This window comes from Massilia paldalensis, assembly GCF_044901715.1.
Lineage (GTDB): Bacteria > Pseudomonadota > Gammaproteobacteria > Burkholderiales > Burkholderiaceae_D > Telluria > Telluria paldalensis.
In genome coordinates, this window is the sequence record NZ_JBJCIU010000001.1 from 2185076 (window position 1) to 2205086 (window position 20011).

Genomic DNA, 20011 nt, shown 5'->3' on the forward strand with positions numbered 1-20011 from the left:
GGGATGCCGCCATGCTGAACCTTGCCGAATACCGCCAGCGGCCCGCGCTGCTGGCCGACTGGCTTCCCTGGGCCGGGCTGATCGCGCCGGGCGTCATCTTGAACAAGGATGGCGCTTTCCAGCGCACGGCGCGCTTTCGCGGACCGGACTTGGACAGCGCCACGCAAGGCGAACTGATCGCCACCTCGGCCCGGCTCAACAACGCGCTTCGCAGGCTGGGTTCGGGCTGGGCACTGTTCATCGAGGCCGAGCGCCGTCCCGCCGCCGACTATCCGCGTTCCGACTTCCCCGAACCACTGTCGTGGCTGGTGGAGGAAGAACGCCGTGCCGCGTTCGAGGAATCGGGCCATCACTTCGAGAGCGGCTATCACCTGACGCTGGCCTACCTGCCGCCGGAGGAATCCCGCGCCCGCGCCGCCAAGCTACTTTACGAGAACACGCCCAGCGACGGCGTGGACTGGCGCGGCCGGCTCGATGCCTTCGTGGCGGAAACGGATCGGGTCTTTGACCTGCTCGATGGTGTGATGCCGGAAATCGCCTGGCTCGATGACGCTGAAACGCTGACCTACCTGCACGCCACGGTGTCCACGCGGCGCTACCGCGTGAGCGTGCCGGAAGTGCCGTTCCATATCGACGCGCTGCTGGCCGATTCCGCTCTGGTCGGCGGCCTCGCGCCGACGCTGGGCGACCAGCACCTGCGGGTGGTGTCGGTACGGGGCTTTCCGACTTCCACCTGGCCGGGCCTGCTGGACGACCTCAACCGCCTGGGCTTTGGCTACCGCTGGAGTACGCGCTTTGTCTGCATGGACAAAGCCGAGGCGGAAAAGGAGTTGGGCCGCCTGCGCCGCCAGTGGTTCGCCAAGCGCAAGAACGTGGTGGCGCTGCTGCGCGAAACCATCTTCCAGCAGGAAAGCCCGCTGGTCGATACCGACGCCAGCAACAAAGCGGCCGATGCCGATGCCGCCTTGCAGGAGCTGGGCAGCGATCAAGTCGCCTTCGGCTACCTCACCGCCACGGTGACGGTGCTCGACGCCGACCCGGCCGCTGCCGATGAAAAGCTGCGCATGGTGGAGCGCGTCATCCAGGGCCGGGGCTTCGTCACCATCCCCGAAACCTTGAACGCGGTCGATGCCTGGCTGTCGTCCATTCCCGGCAATGCCTATGCGAATGTGCGCCAGCCCATCGTCTCGACGCTGAACCTGGCGCACATGATGCCGCTGTCGGCGGTATGGGCCGGGCCGGAGAAGAACGACCACCTGGGCGGCCCGCCGCTGATCGTCACCCGCACCGATGGCGCGACGCCGTTCCGGCTGGTGACGCACATCGGCGACGTGGGCCACACGCTGGTCGCTGGCCCGACCGGCATGGGCAAGTCGGTACTGCTCGCCATTTTGGCGATGCAGTTCCGCCGCTACTTCGGCTCGCGCATCTTCGCATTCGACATGGGGCGCTCGATGCGAGCCACCATTCTCGGCTTGGGCGGCGAGCACTACGATCTCGGAGCCGATGGCGGCATTGCCTTCCAGCCGCTCGCCCGCATCGACGGCGAGGGCTACCGCACCTGGGCGGCCGAATGGGTGGAAGGCCGTCTTCTGCATGAAGGCGTCACCGTCGGCCCGGACGAGAAGGCGGCGATCTGGTCGGCGCTGGGGAGCCTGGCCGGTGCGCCGGTGGAGCAACGCACGCTGACCGGGTTTTCCGTGCTGCTGCAATCCAACGCGCTGCGGCAGGCTCTGTCGCCGTATGTACTGGGTGGCGCGCACGGCAAGCTGCTGGACGCCGACCGCGACCGGCTGGGCATGGCCGCCGTGCAGGGCTTCGAGATGGAAGAACTGATGCACAGCCCCGCCGCCGTGCAAGCGGTGCTGCGCTACCTGTTCGCCCGCTTCGATGAGCGCTTCGACGGTGCGCCCACGCTGCTGATCCTCGATGAAGCCTGGTTGTTCCTCGATGAGCCGTCTTTCGCGGCGCGCATCCGGCAATGGCTCAAGACGCTGCGCAAGAAAAACGTGTCGGTGATCTTCGCCACGCAATCGCTGGCCGACATCAAGGACTCGACCATCGCGCCCGCGATCATCGAAAGCTGCGCCAGTCGGATTTTTCTCCCTAACCCTCAGGCGACAGAGCCTCAGATTCGCACGATCTACGAGGGCTTCGGCCTCAACAGTCGGCAAATCGAGATCGTCGCTACCGCGCAGCCCAAGCGCGATTACTACTACCAATCGCGCCTGGGCAATCGCCTGTTCGACCTCGACCTGGGGCCGGCCGCGCTCGCTTTTGCGGGCGCATCTACACCACAAGACCAACGCGACATCGACCGCGTGCTGACGCAGGCCGGCGCTCCCGGCTTCGCCGGCGCGTGGCTGCGCCATCGCGGCCTCGATTGGGCCGCCGACCTGCTGCCGTCCTCACCGGCGGCGGCTTCTTTCCTCAACTCCCCACCACTGGAGGTTTCACCATGAATACCAAGCACCGTTTGCTGTCTGCCTCGCTCGCCACCGTGCTGTCGGTGTCGCTGTTGGCCTCACAGCCTGCATCCGCACTGACGGTGTTCGACCCGTCCAACTTCGTGCAGAACACGCTGACCGCCGTGCGCACACTGGAGCAGATCAACAACCAGATTAATCAGCTCCAGAACGAAGCGCAGATGTTGATGAACCAAGCGCGCAACTTAGCGAATCTCGACTTCAACATCGTCAATCGCCTGCGCTCGACACTGGCGACTACCGAGCGCCTGATCACCGAGGCACGCGGCCTGGCCTACGACGTGCAGAGCATGGATGCCACCTTCGCCCGGCTGTACCCGGAGCAGTACGCAGCGACGGTGAGCGGCGACCAGATGCTACGCGACGCGCAAGAGCGTTGGAAGAACACCTTGAACGGCCTGCACACCGCGATGCGGATGCAGGCGCAGGTGTCGCAGAACCTGGCCCAAGACGAAAGCGCACTGGCCGACCTCGTGAGCCAGAGCCAGTCGGCCACCGGCGCGCTGCAAGCCATGCAGGCGACGAACCAGCTTCTCGCCTTGCAGGCCAAGCAGTCCATCCAGGCCCAGCAGCTCCAGATCACGCAAGACCGGGCGGCCTCGCTGGAACTGGCGCGGCAGGCGGCGGCCACCGAGCGCGCCCGCGAAGTGCGGCGGCGCTTCCTCGGCACCGGCACGCCGTACACGCCGCAGTCCGTCAACTTCTACAACAACTGACAGGAGGCGGCCATGCGATGCGTTCACGTCCTGCCGGTTTCGTTGCTGGCCGTGCTGCTGACCGCGTGCGGCCAGCAACCGGCCGAACACCTGGCCGCGACCTTGGCCGCCGATGCCGTGCGGCTCAAGGCGCTACGCGCGCAATGCGCGGCCGACCGGCAGGCCGTGGGCGAAGACGCTTGCCGCGCCGCCGCCGACGCCTTCCGGCGGCGCTTCTTCGCCGGCCACACCGGGCCGGACGAATACGGCTCGCTGGCCGACCTGCCACCGATCCCGGCGAGCTTCGACACGCCCACCGATGACGCTGGTGATGCGCCGCTCGCCGCTACGGAGGACACGCCATGAATGACGTGACCATCATCGACAAGTTCCTCGATACATTCTCGCGCTACATCGACTCCGGTTTCGGACTGCTGCAAGGCGAGGTGGCGTTCCTGACGGCCACGCTCATCGTCATCGACATGACCATCGCGGGACTGTACTGGGCCATGAGCCATGCGACTGGCCAAGGCGAGGACGTGATCGCCAAACTGGTTCGCAAGGTGCTCTACGTCGGCGCCTTCGCCTACATCATCGGCAACTTCAACTGGCTGGCAAGCATCGTGTTCCGCTCGTTCGCCGGTTTGGGCATCACTGCCACCGGCTCGGCCATCACGATGGAGAACTTTCTTCAGCCGGGGCGACTGGCAAAGACCGGCATCGACGCGGGTGCGCCGATCTTGGAACAGATCGGCGACATGGCGGGCTTCCCCGAGGTGTTCGTGAACATCGACCCCATCGTGGTGATGTTCCTCGCCTGGCTGGTGGTGATCCTGTGCTTCTTCGTGCTCGCGGTACAGCTTTTCATCACGCTGATCGAGTTCAAGCTGACGACGCTGGCCGGCTTCGTCCTGATCCCGTTTGCGCTTTGGAACAAGACGAGCTTCCTGGCGGAAAAGGTACTCGGCAACGTGGTGTCGTCAGGCATCAAGGTCTTGGTGCTGGCCGTCATCGTCGGCATCGGATCGGGCCTGTTCACGGAGTTCCAGGTTCACCCCGACGAGCCATCCATCGACCACGCGCTGGTCGTGATGCTGGCCTCGCTCGCCTTGCTGGCGCTCGGCATCTTCGGCCCCGGCATCGCCACGGGCCTCGTGTCCGGTGCGCCGCAACTCGGCGCGGGCGCGATGGCCGGCGCGGCGGTTGGTGCTGTCGGCACGGGTGTTGCCATCGGCGCCGCCGCTACTGGCGTGGGCGGCGCGGTCATGGCTGGAGCGCGCATGGCCCCGGCCGCCGCCAAGCTGGCCGGCGCGGGTGCGCGTGCCGCGACCTCGGCGGCTGGTAGCGCCCGCTCGGCGTTCCAGGCCGGTTCCGCCGCTGCTGGCGGCGGGGCCAGGGGTGCAGCGGCTGGCCTAGGCAATGTCGCCAAGACGGGCGCACAGGCGGCGGGCCGCCGCGCCGCGTCTGGCGCTTCCGCTGCCGGGCAGAAGGTGGCCGATTCATTCCGCGCCGGCTGGAACGGCACAGGCGCTGGCGCTGCTGGCGCAGGCCAGGCCGCCGCTGGCGAAGCAGCAGACGGTGCTGCCGGCTCGCCCAAGCAGGAACAACCCGCCTGGGCCAAGCGGATGCACCGCCGCCAGCAAATCACCCATGCCGCGACCACCGCCGCCCACACGCTTCGCGGGGGCGACGGCGGCGGCTCCGGGCAAGGCCCGAGCCTGCGCGATTCCGATACCTGACCTTCAAGGAGAAACCCATGCGATTCAAGCGACCGCAGGTGCGCTATGCCGACACGCCGCAGCCTGCCACCCCATACCAATCCGCCGCCCAAGTTTGGGACGACCGTATCGGCTCGGCCCGCGTACAGGCGAAGAACTGGCGTCTCATGGCGTTCGGTTGTCTAGTGCTGGCACTGCTGATGGCCGGTGGCCTGGTGTGGCGCTCGGCGCAGTCCATCGTCACGCCCTATGTCATCGAGGTGGATGAAGCCGGCCAGGTGCGCGCCGTAGGCGAAGCCGCCACGCCGTACCGGCCAGGCGATGCGCAGATCGCACACCACTTGGCGCGCTTTGTGACGATGGTTCGCTCGCTGTCCGTCGATCCCATCGTCGTGCGGCAGAACTGGCTCGACGCCTACGACTACACGACCGACAAAGGCGCGGCCGCGCTCAACGATTACGCCCGCACCAATGACCCGTTCGCGCGCATCGGCAAGGAGTCGGTGACGGTGCAGATCACCAGTGTCGTCCGCGCAAGCGACACGTCATTCAACGTGCGCTGGACGGAACGCCGCTATGTCAACGGCGCGGCCGCCGGGCTGGAGCGGTGGACGGCCGTGGTGTCCATCGTCCTGCAAACCCCGCGCACCGAAGAACGCCTGCGCCGCAATCCCTTGGGCATCTACGTCAATGGCCTGGCGTGGAGCCGCGAACTGGATTCTTCCGAAGGAGCCAAGCCATGAACCTGCCTTTCCGCTTTTACGCTTTGCCGTCGATCCTGCTTGCCCTTGCGGGCTGCGCCTCGCAGGGCAAGCCGCCTCCGGTCATTTCGCTCGATGGGCCGGTGCAGGCGCAACCGCTGCCCGAGCCGCCCAAGCCGGTCGAAGTCGTGGCCGTCCCCGAGCCGCTGGCGCTGCCCGCGCAGTTGAAGCCGCTGCCGGAGGTCGATATGGCCCCGGCTGCGCCGGAGCCAGCCGACGAGAAGGTGCGCGTTTCGCGCGCCAACGCCGAGGCGCGCATCGCGCCGACCCGCGAGGGCTACGTCAATGCGATTCAGGTGTGGCCCTTCACGGACGGCGCGCTCTATCAGGTCTATGCCGCGCCGGGGCGCGTGACCGTGGTTTCCTTGCAGCCCGGCGAGGAACTGATGACGGTCGCCGCTGGCGATACCGTGCGCTGGATCGTGGGCGATACGTCCAGCGGCAGCGGCGAAGCGCTGCGCGTCAATGTGCTGGTCAAGCCCATCCGCTCGGGCCTGAAAACCAATCTGGTCATCACCACCAGCCGACGCACCTACCTGCTGGAACTGACCTCGACGGAAAAGGCGTGGATGGCCTCGGTGTCCTGGGACTATCCGAAAGACCGGATGCTGGCCTTGCAGCGCCAGTCGCAGGCGGCCAGCGCCGCCGCGCCGGTCGATACTGGCTTGTCGCTGGAGAAGATCCGTTTCCGCTACGCGGTCAGCGGTAGCAATCCGCCGTGGAAGCCGCTGCGCGCCTTCGACGACGGCGAGAAGGTCTATATCCAGTTCCCGCCCGGCATCGCGCAAGGCGAATTGCCGCCCTTATTCGTCATTGGTGCGCAGGGCGACGGGCAACTGGTGAACTACCGCTTCCGCTCGCCGTACTACATCGTGGATCGGCTGTTCGGCGCGGCTGAACTGCGCCTGGGCGGCGATGGCGGCGACGTGGTACGCATCGAGCGCACCGATGGCGTGGCGCGGAGGAACTGACCATGAGCCAGGACGACACTCCCGACCTCGCCACGCCGCAGGCGGCGGACAAGATCGCGCCCGAGGCGGTGGCGCTGCGCGCGCAGCCGCGCCCGGTCACGCGCCTGAACCGGCGCACCCTGGCCATCCTTGCCGGCGGCCTCGCGGTCGCCGTGCTCGGCGCGCTGATGTGGTCGCTGCAACCGCAGAGGCGCGGAGCCAGCGAGCAGGCCGAGCTTTACAACGTCGATCGCGTCTCGAAGTCGGAAGGGCTGGATGCGCTGCCGGCGGATTACTCGAAGCTGCCGCCCGCCGTTCCCGAATTGGGGCCGCCGCTGCCGGGCGATCTCGGCCCGGCCATCGTGAAGTCGCAGCAGCCGGTGACGGCCGCCTATGCGGCCCCCGGCCACGATCCGAACGACGCGCTGCGCAAGGAAGCCGAAGCGGCCGCGGCTTCGTCCGTGTTCTTCCGTTCGGGTGCGCAGGCGGCTGCGCCGGTCGCGCAGTCGCAGGTCGCCGCCGCGCCGGGCTTCGCCGCCAATGCGGCCTTCGACCCGATGGCCGCAGGGCCGGCTTCGACGGCGGCCCTGCCTGCCGACCCGACCGCCGTGCAGAACCGGCAAGACCAGAAAGAGGCTTTTCTGAAAGGTGGTTCTACGGAAACCCGCAATTCCGGCAACCTGACCCTGCCGGCTTCGCCGTACCAGGTCATGGCCGGAACGGTGATCGCAGGTGCCTTGGTAACCGGCATCAAGTCGGACTTGCCGGGCGACGTGATCGCCACGGTGACGGAGCCGGTCTATGACACGGCGACCGGGCGCTTCCTGCTGATCCCGCAGGGTTCGCGCATTTTGGGCCGCTACAACAGCCAGGTCAGCTACGGGCAGAGCCGGGTGCAGGTGGTGTGGAACCGGATCATCCTGCCGGACACGTCATCGCTCACGCTCGACAACCTGGCCGGCACCGACCCGGCCGGCTATGCCGGCCTGGAAGACGATGTGGATTGGCATTGGGATCGCATCTTTGCCGGCGCGGCGCTGACCACGCTGCTAGGCATCGGCGCCGAGCTGGCCGCGCCGGAGAACCGGCAGGACGGCGATCGCATCATCATCGCCGGGCGCGACAGCGCGCAGGACAGCATCAATCAGGTCGGCCAGGAGATGACCCGGCGCAACCTCAACATCCAGCCGACCTTGACCAGCCGGCCCGGCTTGCCGGTGCGGATCATCGTGGCGCGCGATCTGGTGTTGCGTGCCTATCAGCCGCTCTTTTTCAACAAGGGAACTTCACGATGAGCACGACCAGGAAATTGCGGCTTGGCCCTCTGCCTCGCCATGAAGTCATGAAGCTGACCTTCTCCTGCCCGGCCAGCCTGAAAGCCGACCTCGATGCCTACGCCGCGCTGCACGCGCAGGCGTATGGCGAAGCGGTTGATGCGGCCACGCTGATCCCGCACATGCTCGAAGCCTTTATGGCGGGGGATCGAGGATTCAGGAAGGGAAGTGTGGGCAAGGCCGCAGCCCCTAAGCCTGGTTGACGATGCAGACGCATCCGCCATACGCGCACGATGAAAGCGCAGCCCGAGGGCTGCGCTTTCGCTTTGAGAGGTGGTTTGTGACACGCTAGGGCTATGATGACGATGCGACCTTGCCCGCTGTGCCGCCCCTGGGTTTGCCGCCGCGAAGCGCCTATCCGGCACCTAGCTCGAAAAGAGACAAGCGTACGCGATGGCCGAAATCTGGCCTAACCTGTTGCCCCATAAGACCTTTCGCGCCGATGCATCCCTGCGCCAAAGACTTGACAGCGGACATTTTTTATTACCGTCGTTCACGCGGAGGCGGGAACCCAAGTACGGCATGCAATCGGCTGCGTAAAATTGCGTCCCTGCCTGCGCAGGGACGACGTCGCTACCAGCCGCTCATGCCTCGATCCGGCGCCGGAACACCCACGCCTTCTCCGTCGAGACGCTCGCGTCGTACGCATAGCCGTCCACGTCGAATGCCTTCAGCTGCTGCGGATCCGTGATCCTGTGGTCGGCCGCGTAGCGCGCCATCATGCCGCGCGCGCGCTTGGCGAAGAAGGAAATGATCTTGTACTTGCCGTTCTTCCAGTCCTCGAACACGGGCGCGATGACGGGCACGTCGAGCAGCTTCGGCTTGACCGACTTGAAGTACTCCTCGGACGCCAGGTTGACCAGCGCCGTCGCCTTGGCCTGCGCGAGGTCGTCGTTCAGCGCCTGCGTGACCGTCTCGCCCCAGAACGCGTACAAGTCCTTGCCACGCGGGTTCGCGAGCCTGGTGCCCATCTCGAGGCGGTACGGATACATGCCGTCCAGCGGACGCAGCAGGCCATACAGGCCGGACAGGATGCGCACGTGGCGCTGCAGGTAGTCGAGCCCTTTCGCGTCGAGCGAGCGCGCATCCAGGCCCGTGTAGACGTCGCCGTCGAAGGACATCACGGCCTGCCGCGCCGCCGCGTGGTCCGGATGCCAGTCGGCGTAGCGGGTCACGTTCAGCACGGCCAGCGGGTCGGAAATCGACATCAGCGCGCCGACCTGCGCGGGCGAATACGGTTTCAGTACCTTGATCAGCTCGGCGGCCTGGTCGATGAACCTGGGCGTCGTGTGCTTGTCGGTGGTGGGGGGCGATTCGAGGTCGAGCGATTTGGCGGGAGAGAGGACGATCAACATAAAAGAAAAGGCGGGAAAGACGGTGCAGCGGGTAAAATTGCCACCATGATACCCTGTTCCGTGCAAGCCATCGTCATCGATACCAATGTCTGCCTCGACCTGTTCGTGTTCGAGGACCCGCGCTGGGTGCCCCTGCTGGAGGCGCTCTCCTCCGGCCGCGTGAAAGCCGTCACCCGCGCCGACTGCCGCGACGAATACCTGTTCGTCCTCAACTACCCGCACCTGCCGCTGGACGAGGCCAGCCGCCCGGTGGCCGCCGCGCGCTTCGACGCGCTGGTCGAGGTCGTGGCGCCGGAGTCGCGCGCCGTCCGCCTGCCCGTCTGCACCGACCGTGACGACCAGAAATTCCTCGAGATCGCGCGCGATGCGAACGCCGCCGTGCTCGTCACCAAGGACAAGGCGCTGTTGAAACTGGCGCGCCGCGCCGCGCGCGAGAACCTGTTCCGCATCATGACGCCCGAGGCGTGGCTCAAGGTGGATGCCGCGGCCGTGGCAGAATATAAGGTCTGAACCATCACCGCGTCGTCCCTGCGCAGGCAGGGACCCAATGTTGCTGATGCTGCTATAACGCACACAGTACTTAGGTCCCTGCCTTCGCAGGGACGACGGTGCGATCATTCATCTACCCCACTCTTCGCCATGACCACACCCGACCTGCAATCGCGCCTGCCCGCCGTCGGCACCACCATCTTCACCCTGATGTCGGCGCTGGCCAACCAGCACGGCGCCGTCAACCTGGGCCAGGGCTTCCCCGACTTCGACTGCGACCCGCGCCTCGTCGATGCCGTCGCCGCCGCCATGCGCGCCGGCCACAACCAGTATCCGTTCATGACGGGCATCCAGCCGCTGCGCGAGGCCATCGCCGCCAAGATCGCCGCGCTGTACGGCCACAGCTACGACGTTAACAGCGAGATCACGGTGACGGCCGGCGCCACGCAAGGCATCATCACGGCGATCCTGTGCGCCGTTCACCCGGGCGACGAAGTCATCGTCATCGATCCCTGCTACGACAGCTACCAGCCGTCGATCGTGCTGGCCGGCGGCGTGCCCGTGCCCGTCTCGATGCGCCTGGGCGACGACGGCTACAGCGTGCCCTGGCACGACGTCGCCGCCGCCGTCACGCCGCGCACCCGCATGATCGTCGTGAACACGCCGCACAACCCGACCGGCACCATCCTGCGCCGCGCCGACCTCGACGCGCTCGCCGCCATCGTCGCCGACCGGCCCATCCTCGTGCTGTCCGACGAGGTCTACGAGCACATGGTCTACGACGGCCAGGAACATGCCTCCGTCAGCCGCCATCCCGTGCTGGCCGAACGCGCCTTCGTCGTCTCCAGCTTCGGCAAGACCTACCACACGACGGGCTGGAAGATCGGCTACGTGGCCGCGCCGAAGGCCCTGAGCGCGGAATTCCGCAAGGTCCACCAGTACAATGTGTTCAGCGTGAACACGCCGATGCAGCACGGGATCGCCGCCTACATGGCCGATCCGGCGCCCTACCTGGAGCTGCCCGCGTTCTACCAGAGGAAGCGCGACCTGTTCCGCGACGCCCTCGCGGGCACCCGCTTCACGCTGCTGCCGGCCGACGGCACCTACTTCCAGTGCGTGCGCTACGACGCGATCTCGGACTTGCCGGAAGCGGAATTCGCCCAGTGGCTGACCAGCGAGGTGAAGGTGGCCGCGATCCCCGTGTCGGCCTTCTACAGCCGGCCGACGGAGTCGGGCATCGTGCGCTTCTGCTTCGCGAAGAAGGACGAGACGCTCAAGCTGGCGCTCGCGCGTCTCGCGAAAATCTAGGGTGTATGCCTGGTGGGCACGTGGTACCCACCGCCCCGGGCGTCATCCGCCCAACTGCTGGATGCGGCGCTCGACGAAGGCCGCCAGTTCGGCCGTCAGGGTACCGCTGGCGCGCGCCTTGCGGAAAGCGTCCAGCGCGTCGGCATTGCGCCTGTCGCCCTGCAGGGCGATGCCCAGCCCCATCCACCACACGCCGTTGGCGGGCATGCCGCGCACGGCTACCAGGTAATGCTCGGCCGCGTCGCGGTGGCGCTGCTGGCGTTCCAGCGCGCCGCCTAGGAAGGCGTGGTAGTCCGGATCGTTGCCGGCATGCGGCAGCGTGCGCATCAGGGTCTCGATGCCGCTGCCGCCGCGCTCGATCTGCAGGCGCGCCAGCAGCATCGCCAGCGCCGGCTGGCGCGGATCGCGCGCCAGGCCCAGTTCCAGCTGGCGCACCGCCTCGTCCGGCCGGCCATCCTCGATCAACAGTCCCACCAGCGTCTGGCGCGCCGCATCGTGTCCCGGATCGATGCGCAGCGTCTCTTCCAGCGCGGCGAGCGACTCGCCGATGCGGCCGTCCTGCAAGCGCTCCAGCGCGCGCCGGTAGGCCGCCTCGGCGAGACGGGAGCCGCCGGCCTGGCGTGCTTGCGGTTCTGTGGGGCGCGGGTCCTTGACGGACGGACGCGCGGCAGCGGCGGCACGCGCGGCTGCCTTGGGCGTCGGCGCCGGCGCCGGCGCGGGCTGGCGCGCGGCCAGCAGGGCCGTCATCACGCGCCGCGCCTCGCGCGCTTCGGGGCTGTCCGGCTCCATCGGCTCGACGGTTTTTCCGCGCGGGGCATCGGGTGCCGCGGACGGTGCGGGGGTGGCGGCAGTAGCGGCGGTCGGCGCTGCCGGCGCGCGCGCCGGCGCCGCTTCGTGCGCGACGGGTGCGGGCAGCTCTGCCTCCGGCGCGACCGGGACGGCCGGAGCAGCCTGGACGGCCTGCGCAGGCGGCGCTGTCACCGGCCGGCTGTCCGCGACGGCGGCGGGCGCCGAGACCGGCGCATTCGCCTGCACGGGCACAGGCACATGCATGGCGGCGGGCCGGGATGCGTATTGCTGCCACGCGAACCATCCGGCGGCGCCGGCCACGGCGATACCCGCCGCCACCGCCACCGCGCGCAGCGGCACGGCCCGCTCCTCGCGCGCCACCGGCCGGGCCGGCATCGGATACGCCTCGCCCGCGGCGGTGCCGCGCGCGTCCAGGTCCTGCAGCATCTTGTTAATGAGGCTCATCGCATGCACACCCATGTGATGCCGGCGGCCAAGCCGGCCAGCAGCGCGCCCGCCGCCGCCGGGCGCCAGGCGGCGAGGCGCGGCACGCGCCGGCTGGTGGCGATGGTGTCGCTGGCGGCCGCGTTCACGTGCAGGCGCTCAACCTGCTGGCGTCCCTGGCCATAGCACAGCATCAGCGCCTTGTGCGCCAGGATGTTCACGAGGCGCGGCACGCCGCCGCTGGCGCGGTACAGGCCCGCCACGGCGGCGCGCGAGAACAGGCGAGCGCCGCCGAAGCCGGCCACGCGCAGCCGGTGCGCCAGGTAGAAATCGAGATCGTCGCGCGACAGCGGTCCGAGGTGGTAGTGGAAGGTGATGCGCTGGGCGAGCTGGCGGATCGACTGCAGTTCCAGCTTGCGGTTCAGTTCCGGCTGGCCGAACAGGACGATCTGCAGCAGCTTGCGCTTTTCCGTCTCCAGGTTCGTCAGCAGGCGCAGCGCTTCCAGGCTCTCGACGGGAATCGCCTGCGCCTCGTCGATGCACAGCAGCACCTGGCGGCCGTCGCCGGCCAGCTGCATCAGGCGTTCCGTGATGGACTTGAGCAGGCGGTGCTGGTCGACGTCGCGCTCGAGCAGGATCTCCAGCTCGTCGGCCAGCGCCAGCATCAGCGCGCGCGGTTCCTGGTACGGGTTCGGGATGTAGGCGGTGACGAATTCCGGGCCCAGCGTGGCCAGGAACTTGCGGCACAACAGCGTCTTGCCGGTGCCGACCTCGCCCGTGATCTTGATGAAGCCTTCGCCGCTGCGCGCCGCCACCAGCAGCGTGTTCAAGGCTTCCTGCGAGCCCGGGCTGCCGAAGAAGAAGCTGGTGTCCGGCGTGATCCCGAACGGCAGCTCGCGCAAGCCGAAGTGCGCGGTGTACATCAGCGCGCTCCCCGCTGGCGCGGATCGAGCTGCTCGATGCGGCGGCCCGTGTCGAGCAGGTCTTCGTTCCAGTTGCCCATGCCTTCGACGATGGTGGGCTTGATCAGGACGACCAGCTCGCGCTTCTGGTTCACGCGCTTCTTCTGGCCGAACAGCGTGCTGAGTACCGGCACGCTGGTGGTGCCCGGCACGGCCGACACGTCGTTGGTCGAGGACTGGCGCATCAAGCCGCCGATGGCGACGACCTGGCCGTTGGAACCACGCACGATGCTGTCCAGCTCCGACGTCGCGGAAGCGGCCAGCGGCAGCTTCAGGCTGCCCGCCGTGCCCAGGTCGATCAGCTTGGTCACGGTGGACACCTGGCTCACGGACGGGTGCACGTGCAGCAGGATGTTGCCGCGCTCGTCGATCTGCGGGGTCACGTCCAGCACCACGCCCGAGAAGAACGGTTGCAGCGTGACGCTCGGCGACGTCGTGTTGCCGGTGGTGGTCGTGTTGGTCGTCGTCTGCACGCCCGTCACGAAGAATTCGTCGGTGCCGATCTTGAGCACGGCCTTCTGGTTGTTGACGGCAGCCACGCGCGGGCTGGACAGCACGTGCACGTTACCCTGGGTTTCCAGGAACGAGATCAGCGCGGCGAAATTGCTGGTCTGGACCGCCAGGCCGAACATCGAGCCGGCCGTCGCCGCCGCGTTCGACAGCGAAAAGCCGCTGCTGGCCGACAGGCCCGTGGACGGGTCCGTGATCACGGCCGGCTGGCCACCGCCGAACGGCAGCGGCGTCAGCGTGGCGCCAGGGGCGACGATGCCGCCCGAGACACGGTTGTCGTGGCTGCTGCGGATCGAGGCGAACGAGGCCCAGTTCACGCCGCTCTGGAAGCTGTCGTTCAGCTCCACCTCGAGGATCTTCGCTTCCAGGATCACCTGGCGGTCGACGGCCAGCTGCGTGGCCTTCAAATAGGCGTCCACGTTGCGCAGTTCGTCCGGCATCGCGCGGATCACGAGCACGCCCGACTGCGGGCTGACGACCACGCTGCGTCCGCCGTCCTTGGAACCAACGATCGCCTCGATCGATTTCTTCAGGTCGCCCCAGAAGTCGTTCTCGGACGACGTGCTGACGTCCGTGCTGTCGACCTGGTAGCCGTTCTGGCCGTTCGGGTTGTTCGGATTGTTCGGGTTGTTGCCGTTGTTGTTCGCCTGGCCGTTCTGGTTGGCGAAGCCGTTGTTCTGGTTGCCGTTGTTGCCGTTGTTGCCGACGGCATTCGCCACCGACGTCGACGTCACGCGCGTGTTCGACGCGCCCTGGCGCTTGCCGACCAGGTAGTTCACGCGGAACATCCTGGTCTGCATGGTGAGCGGCTTGATCGAGATGCGCGTGCCTTCGATCTTGTAGTCGTAGCCGTACATCTCGCGCACGGCGTCGAGCGTCTCGGGCAGCGTCACGTCCTTCAGGTTCGCCGTGATGGTGCCGGAAACGTCGGGGTGCACGAGGATGTTGTAGCGCGTGCCCGCCACGATCGAGCGGAAGAACTGCTGCGCCGGCACGTTGTTGAAGGAGACATTGAAGCGCTCCTCCAGCGCCGGGCGCGCCTTCGGCAACTGGTTCGCCAGCGCCGCGGCCGGCGGCAGCAGCGCGTCGGCCACCGCCGCATTATCGGCAGTTGCGGCGGGCGCGGGCGCGGCCGGGCGCCGGGAGGCCTCCGCGACTTCCTTGCGGATGGTGTCGTAGGTCGTGTTCGCGGGCGGGGTCTGGCAGCCGCTCATGGCGATGGCGGCAGCCAGCAGCGCGCCGATCGTGGCATGGGGGCGGGAGGGTCGCATCGTCTTCATCGGTCCTGGTCGGGGTCGTGCTCGTTCAACGGGAAGTGGCCTGGGCCAGCACGCCGGGTCGCCCGGCCGGCGACATGCCGCCCTTGGCGCCATCCGGCGCGTACAGGCGCAGCACCTGGCGTTCGCGCCCGTTCGCCAGCTCCACCTCGTTCTCGGCGATGCGCGCCACGCGGGCGCCGCGGAAGGTGTCGCCGGGACGCACGGTCTCGCCGTCGATGACGGCCAGGTGGCGGCCGCCGGGACCGCGGCCGATCAGGATGGTCTGCAGCTGCGGGCCGCCGGCCGCCGCCGTCGGGGCGGCAGCGGCGGCCAGCGCCGCGGCCGGCGGGCGGGTCGGATCCTGCAGCGCCTGGGCGGCCGCGCCACCGCACGCCAGCGCGGCAAGGGCAGATACCACTGCGGCCACGAGCGCGCGGCGCGTGACGGTCTTCCTCGGCTTCACAGCTTCATCCATTTCGGGTCCAGGCTCAGGGTGTACAGGGTAAGGGTGAGGCGCGCGCTCGGGTACTGCTCGGTGTCGAGCTGGGCGCGGCCCCAGAACAACTGGGTCGGCATGGCCTCCAGCGCCGTCATGTAGTCGACCATGTCGAGGTAGCTGCCGCGCACCGTCAGTTCGACGCCGTGGCGGTACAGCAGGTCGGGCGCCCTGGCGACGGGCTTGGCAGACGCCGTCGCATTCGGCGCATTCGCCGGCGCGGTTGCCGGCGCGGTTGCCGGCGCGGTTGCCATCGTGTCGCCGGCGGCCGGCGCGTGCGCCTCGTCCGCCTGCGCGGCGATGTCGCTGAGCGAGCCGACGGGCAGCGTCTTCATCGACACCAGTTTCAGTTTGCCGTTCGCGCGCAGGATCGCTTCCAGCAGCGGCGCGACGCGCTCGGGCGCCACCAGGCCCTTCTGCATGGCGCGCAGCTCGTCGGCGATGCGCGCGCTGTCCTGGCGCGTGACGGCGAGGCGCTCGCGCAGCGGGGCGTCCGGGTCGTCGCGGCCGACCGCGACCTTGTGCGCCGTCTCCGCCTCGATGCCCGCCAGCGCGTCGCGCTGCTGGCCGATCTGGCGGCGCAGCACGTCCTGCTTGTGCAGCGCCGGGCCCAGCGCCGTCGTCCAGCCGAGCGCCGCCAGCACGGCCAGCACGGCGCCCAGCACCATGATGCGTTCGCGCGGCGCCAGGGCATCCACGCGCGCGGAAAAGGCCAGCCAGCGCTGTTTCATCGTCATGGCTTGGGCTCCGCGGCGCCGGCCGATTGCAGGCTGAATTCGACGTAGGGCGCGGGCTGCGCCGTTTCCTTGCCGTCCTTGTCGACGGCCTTCAGGTCGGCCGCCTGGCCGATCTGAAGGCTGCCCACGGGCTTGCCCTGCATGACGGGCTCGTTGCGCAGGCGCGCGAGGAAGCCCGGCACCAGCGCCGGATCGAGCGCCCTGCCCTGCACGCCCAGGTCCAGGCCCGCGCCCTTCACGCGCACGCCCGTCAGCCACAGTCCTTCGACGTGCTGGCGCGCCAGCGCGCGGAAGTATTCGGCATAGCCCTGGGTGTTGCCGAGGTCGCCGTGCTCGATCAGGCCGCGCACGCGCTGCAGCGCCGCGCGCTGGCCTTCGGCTTCCGACAACTGAGTGGCGACGAGCGGGTCGGCGGCGCGCGGCGCGAATTCGGCGCTGACGGCGGCCAGCCGTTGCTGAGCCGCTTCCAGGCGCTTGGCGCCGGCATCGGCTTCCGCCTGCAAGTCCGCGGTGCGCACGTGCACGACGGCGCCGGCCACAGCCAGCACCAGCACGGCCGCGCCGGCGGCGGCCACCATGCCCGTCGCCGAGAGCAGGTGCTTCTGCTGCTCGAACGCCGGATTGAACAGGTTGATCTGCTGGCTCATGCGGCCGCCTTCTCATCGCGCAGCGCGGCGCCGAGCGGCACGAAGAAGCGCTGCTGGCGGGCCGGTTCGCTCAACTCGGGCGCGTCCTGCAGGTCGAACACGGCGCCCAGGTCGAGCGACTCGACGCGGGTGTACAGGTTGCTCGACAAGTACTCCTCGAGGCCCGTCGCGCCCGTCGGCGCCAGGACCAGCTTGGCCACGCTGATGAAGGAAAACTGGCGTTCGAAGTGGTCGAGCGAGCGTTGCAGCTCCAGCGTGATCTTGTCGAAGCTCTGGTGCTTGCGCTCGTGGTCGGCCTCGAGCAGCTGCGCCAGCGTCACGTCGATGCGGCGCGACAGGTACAGCTCGCCGCGCCAGGACACGGTCAGCAGGCCGCCATCCTCGCCGAACGACAGCATGGCGACGCCGCGCCCGTCCGCCTCCAGCAGGGCCGACACGTTACGCTGGGCCATCTCGGGGATGTCGATGCAGCGCAGCTTGACCTTGGCGTCGGCGAACAGCTGCTGCAACGGCGCGATGGTGCTGTTGCGCGCGGCGATCGCGAACACGCTCTGCTGGGCGCGCGCGCCCGCATTGTCGCCGGGAGGCAGTTCGAGCACGTCGATGGTCGCGTCGGCGACGGGGAAGTCGAGGAGGTCCTTCAAGCGCCAGCGCATGGCCGTCCCGAGTTCTTCGCGAGGGACGTTCGGCGCCTCGGCCGTCAGGAACTGGTAGGCGCCGCCGCCCAGCACCGTCGTGCAGCGGTAGTCCGCGCTGTGCAGCTCCCTGCCCGCTTTTTCCAGCGCGTCGGCGCCCGTCGCGCCGGCAAAGAACGCGGCCACCGTCACCGCCGGCTTGCCATCGCCCCTGCGCACGCTGGCGGCGGCGATGCCGTCGCCCTGCAGCGCCAGGGCCAGCCAGGCTCCGTTGTTCTTGGTTTTCTTGAAAAGGCCCATCGGCGGTGAATGGCGGTAAGGTTGAAGTACGTATGCTAGGGTATTGATTATATTCAACAGATACGCAAAATCGATACCAATTTTTCACTCAGGAAAAATATTTTTGGTTTGGACACATGGAACTGTCGCGTGCCGTCCTCAACCGTCGAGCATGTCCGCAAAAATGATGGCGGCCGTACGACCCCGCCCCAACACATGGTTGGCCACGAAGCCGTACGGCCGATCGGAACAGCCTCATCCGTTCCCGGCTGGGTGAATCACATGCAGTTGTCGCCCGACGTTCCGTTGACCGTGATGATCGGGCCGGTGGCGGCACCGGTGTTGTCATAGACGACGCTGCAGGTAGCGGCGTTGGCGCCAACCGGCGAGACGGTGATGTTCCTGCCGTTGATGGTCTGCTTGTAATCGTTAGCGTCCAGGCCCGCCGCCGCAGCAATGGTGGCCGAGTTGGGGTAGCCGTTTTCCATCGTGATCGTCACGCCTTCCACAGTGATCGTATTGGTCGGATTGACCAGCCATTTGCTGTGCGCCATCGTCGACGTCGAGATCAGTGAAGCCTTGGCGGCCTTGAGCGACGCGTAACGCGCCTCGCCGCTCAGGTTCATGAACTTCGGCATGGCCGTCGCCGCCAGGATACCCAGGATGACGATCACGACGATCAGCTCGATGAGGGTGAAACCGCCTTGGGCGCTGGGCTTCAAATTCTTGTTCATGTTTTCTCCGGATGGTGCGCGATCGCCGCGCGTGCTTGTTAGGGATACATCGCGCCTCAGACTGGCGCCGGTTCGTGCCTCATTCTACCTTGATTTTCAGCAATCTTTACGTACTGAAAGTAAAGTTTTTTTGACGAAAACGCTGGACGGCGGGAATGTGTGGCGTCCTGTAAACACTCGCCACGCCTCAGTGCCGCAATGCCGCCGCCCCCACGTCCCAGATCGGCAGGAAGATCCCCAGCGCCAGCACGAGCACCATCACGCCCAGGAACACGATCAGGATCGGCTCGATCTGGCTCGACAGCGTCTTGAGTTCGTAGTCGACCTCGCGCTCGTACATCATCGCGATCTCGTCCATCAAGTCGTCTAGCGAGCCCGACTCCTCGCCCACCCCGATCATCTGCAGCACGACGGGCGTGAACACGTCCGCATTGGTCGCCGTGCGCAGGATGCTCTCGCCGCGCTCGACGCCCTCGCGCATCTGTTCGATGCGCATCGACAGGTAGGCGTTGTCGGACGTCTGGGCCACGACGCTCAGGGCCTGTACGATCGGCACGCCGCTGCGGATCGACAGCGCGAAGCTGCGCGCGAAGCGGGCCATCGTAGCCTTGTGGACGATCTTGCCGGCGATGGGCAGGCGCAGCTTGGTGCGGTCCCAGCGCAGGCGGCCGTTCACCGTGGCCGTCCACTTGCGGAAGCCGACAAAGGCGGCCAGCGCGAGCGTGGCGAACCACGGCCACTGGGACTTGGTGAATTCCGAGGTGCCGATCAGCATCCGCGTCATGAACGGCAGCTCGGCGTGGAGGGTCTTGAACATGTTCTGGAATTGCGGGATGACCCAGATGTTCACGACGGCCATCGCGACGATCATGGCGATGATGACGAAGCTCGGATAGCGCAACGCCGTCTTCACGCGGGCGCGCATGTCGCGGTCGAATTCGATGTGGTCGAACAGGCGCAGGAACACCTCTTCCAGCCGGCCCGTCATCTCGCCTACGCGCACCATGGCGAGGTAGAAGGCGTTGAAGCACTCCGGATGGCGGCGCATGGCGGCGGACAGTTCGCGGCCGGCGTCGAGCGACTCGCGCAAGTCCTGCAGCACGCGCGCGAAACTCTTATTGGTCGCCGATTCCTGCAGGCCGGCCAGGCCGCGCATGATGGGCACGCCGGACTTGAGCAGCGTGTAGATCTGGCGGCTGAACAGCTGCACGTCGAGCGAGGTCACGCGCTTGCGCGTCAGGCGCTGCCACAGGCTGTCGTCGGCGCCGCCCGCGCTCTTGCGCGTCGTGAGGCTGATCTCGATGGGCGTGACGCCCGTGCCGAACAGCTGGTCGGCGACGGCGCCGCTGTCGGCCCCTTCGAGCACGCCCTGCATCAACTCGCCGCGCGCATTGCGGCCCTTGTAGGCGAAGAACGGCATGCC

20 protein-coding genes are annotated in these 20011 nt (G+C 67.7%); 10 read left to right on the forward strand and 10 right to left on the reverse strand.

The window, feature by feature from the left end:
- Positions 1–11: 11 nt before the first annotated feature.
- From trbE to ACI1V7_RS09595, 8 genes are read left to right on the forward strand one after another with little or no spacing between them, the layout of a single operon-like run.
- Positions 12–2462: a conjugal transfer protein TrbE gene (gene trbE / locus ACI1V7_RS09560; protein WP_023110639.1), complete on the forward strand. Its 2451-nt coding sequence runs from the start codon at positions 12–14 to the stop codon at positions 2460–2462.
- Positions 2459–3202: a P-type conjugative transfer protein TrbJ gene (gene trbJ, locus ACI1V7_RS09565; RefSeq protein ID WP_023110638.1), complete on the forward strand. Its 744-nt coding sequence runs from the start codon at positions 2459–2461 to the stop codon at positions 3200–3202. Before trbE ends, trbJ begins: the two co-directional genes overlap by 4 nt.
- 12 nt (positions 3203–3214) lie before the next feature.
- A complete protein-coding gene (locus tag ACI1V7_RS09570; protein WP_023110637.1) occupies positions 3215–3547 on the forward strand; it encodes a hypothetical protein in 333 nt (110 codons plus the stop codon).
- Complete coding sequence (gene trbL / locus ACI1V7_RS09575) at positions 3544–4920, forward strand: P-type conjugative transfer protein TrbL (protein WP_023110636.1); 1377 nt, start codon at positions 3544–3546, stop codon at positions 4918–4920. The genes ACI1V7_RS09570 and trbL overlap by 4 nt, the downstream gene beginning before the upstream one ends.
- Positions 4921–4937: 17 nt before the next feature.
- A complete protein-coding gene (trbF, locus tag ACI1V7_RS09580) occupies positions 4938–5642 on the forward strand; it encodes a conjugal transfer protein TrbF (RefSeq protein ID WP_023110635.1) in 705 nt (234 codons plus the stop codon).
- Positions 5639–6631, forward strand: a complete 993-nt coding sequence (gene trbG, locus ACI1V7_RS09585; RefSeq protein ID WP_023110634.1) for a P-type conjugative transfer protein TrbG — start codon at positions 5639–5641, stop codon at positions 6629–6631. The genes trbF and trbG overlap by 4 nt, the downstream gene beginning before the upstream one ends.
- A 2-nt stretch (positions 6632–6633) precedes the next feature.
- Positions 6634–7905, forward strand: coding sequence for a TraB/TrbI/VirB10 family type IV secretion system protein (locus ACI1V7_RS09590; protein ID WP_023110633.1), 1272 nt, complete (start codon positions 6634–6636; stop codon positions 7903–7905).
- Complete coding sequence (locus ACI1V7_RS09595; protein ID WP_023110632.1) at positions 7902–8147, forward strand: DUF2274 domain-containing protein; 246 nt, start codon at positions 7902–7904, stop codon at positions 8145–8147. The genes ACI1V7_RS09590 and ACI1V7_RS09595 overlap by 4 nt, the downstream gene beginning before the upstream one ends.
- Before the next feature lie 381 nt (positions 8148–8528).
- Here the strand turns inward: ACI1V7_RS09595 and yaaA are convergent, their stop codons facing one another.
- Entirely contained in the window at positions 8529–9299 is a 771-nt protein-coding gene (yaaA, locus tag ACI1V7_RS09600; protein WP_404531475.1) for a peroxide stress protein YaaA, read from the reverse strand.
- Between the two features lie 45 nt (positions 9300–9344).
- Here yaaA and ACI1V7_RS09605 point away from each other — a divergent pair, with 45 nt between their 5' ends.
- Together ACI1V7_RS09605 and ACI1V7_RS09610 are read left to right on the forward strand one after the other, a co-directional pair.
- Positions 9345–9809, forward strand: coding sequence for a putative toxin-antitoxin system toxin component, PIN family (locus ACI1V7_RS09605; protein WP_404531476.1), 465 nt, complete (start codon positions 9345–9347; stop codon positions 9807–9809).
- Positions 9810–9938: 129 nt separating this feature from the next.
- The gene (locus ACI1V7_RS09610; RefSeq protein ID WP_404531477.1) at positions 9939–11096 is read left to right on the forward strand and encodes a pyridoxal phosphate-dependent aminotransferase; all 1158 of its coding nucleotides are present in this window, start codon (positions 9939–9941) and stop codon (positions 11094–11096) included.
- Between the two features lie 42 nt (positions 11097–11138).
- Here ACI1V7_RS09610 and ACI1V7_RS09615 read toward each other — a convergent pair whose 3' ends face one another.
- The 9 genes from ACI1V7_RS09615 to ACI1V7_RS09655 form a co-directional block, all read right to left on the reverse strand.
- Positions 11139–12350 (reverse strand): tetratricopeptide repeat protein, encoded by a 1212-nt coding sequence (locus ACI1V7_RS09615; RefSeq protein WP_404531478.1) that lies wholly within the window; start codon positions 12348–12350, stop codon positions 11139–11141.
- Complete coding sequence (locus tag ACI1V7_RS09620) at positions 12347–13252, reverse strand: ExeA family protein (protein WP_404531479.1); 906 nt, start codon at positions 13250–13252, stop codon at positions 12347–12349. The genes ACI1V7_RS09615 and ACI1V7_RS09620 overlap by 4 nt, the downstream gene beginning before the upstream one ends.
- A complete protein-coding gene (gene mshL, locus ACI1V7_RS09625) occupies positions 13252–15072 on the reverse strand; it encodes a pilus (MSHA type) biogenesis protein MshL (protein ID WP_404531480.1) in 1821 nt (606 codons plus the stop codon). Before mshL ends, ACI1V7_RS09620 begins: the two co-directional genes overlap by 1 nt.
- A 34-nt stretch (positions 15073–15106) precedes the next feature.
- Positions 15107–15535 (reverse strand): hypothetical protein, encoded by a 429-nt coding sequence (locus ACI1V7_RS09630; protein ID WP_404531481.1) that lies wholly within the window; start codon positions 15533–15535, stop codon positions 15107–15109.
- On the reverse strand, positions 15520–16293 hold the full coding sequence (locus ACI1V7_RS09635; RefSeq protein WP_404531482.1) for a type II secretion system protein M: 774 nt from the start codon (positions 16291–16293) through the stop codon (positions 15520–15522). The genes ACI1V7_RS09630 and ACI1V7_RS09635 overlap by 16 nt, the downstream gene beginning before the upstream one ends.
- Entirely contained in the window at positions 16290–16940 is a 651-nt protein-coding gene (locus ACI1V7_RS09640; protein ID WP_404531483.1) for a PilN domain-containing protein, read from the reverse strand. Before ACI1V7_RS09640 ends, ACI1V7_RS09635 begins: the two co-directional genes overlap by 4 nt.
- Positions 16937–17875 (reverse strand): agglutinin biogenesis protein MshI, encoded by a 939-nt coding sequence (locus ACI1V7_RS09645; protein WP_404531484.1) that lies wholly within the window; start codon positions 17873–17875, stop codon positions 16937–16939. The genes ACI1V7_RS09640 and ACI1V7_RS09645 overlap by 4 nt, the downstream gene beginning before the upstream one ends.
- A gap of 257 nt (positions 17876–18132) precedes the next feature.
- The gene (locus tag ACI1V7_RS09650) at positions 18133–18588 is read right to left on the reverse strand and encodes a type II secretion system protein (RefSeq protein WP_404531485.1); all 456 of its coding nucleotides are present in this window, start codon (positions 18586–18588) and stop codon (positions 18133–18135) included.
- 187 nt (positions 18589–18775) lie between these two features.
- Positions 18776–20008: a type II secretion system F family protein gene (locus ACI1V7_RS09655; protein ID WP_404531486.1), complete on the reverse strand. Its 1233-nt coding sequence runs from the start codon at positions 20006–20008 to the stop codon at positions 18776–18778.
- Positions 20009–20011: the final 3 nt, after the last annotated feature.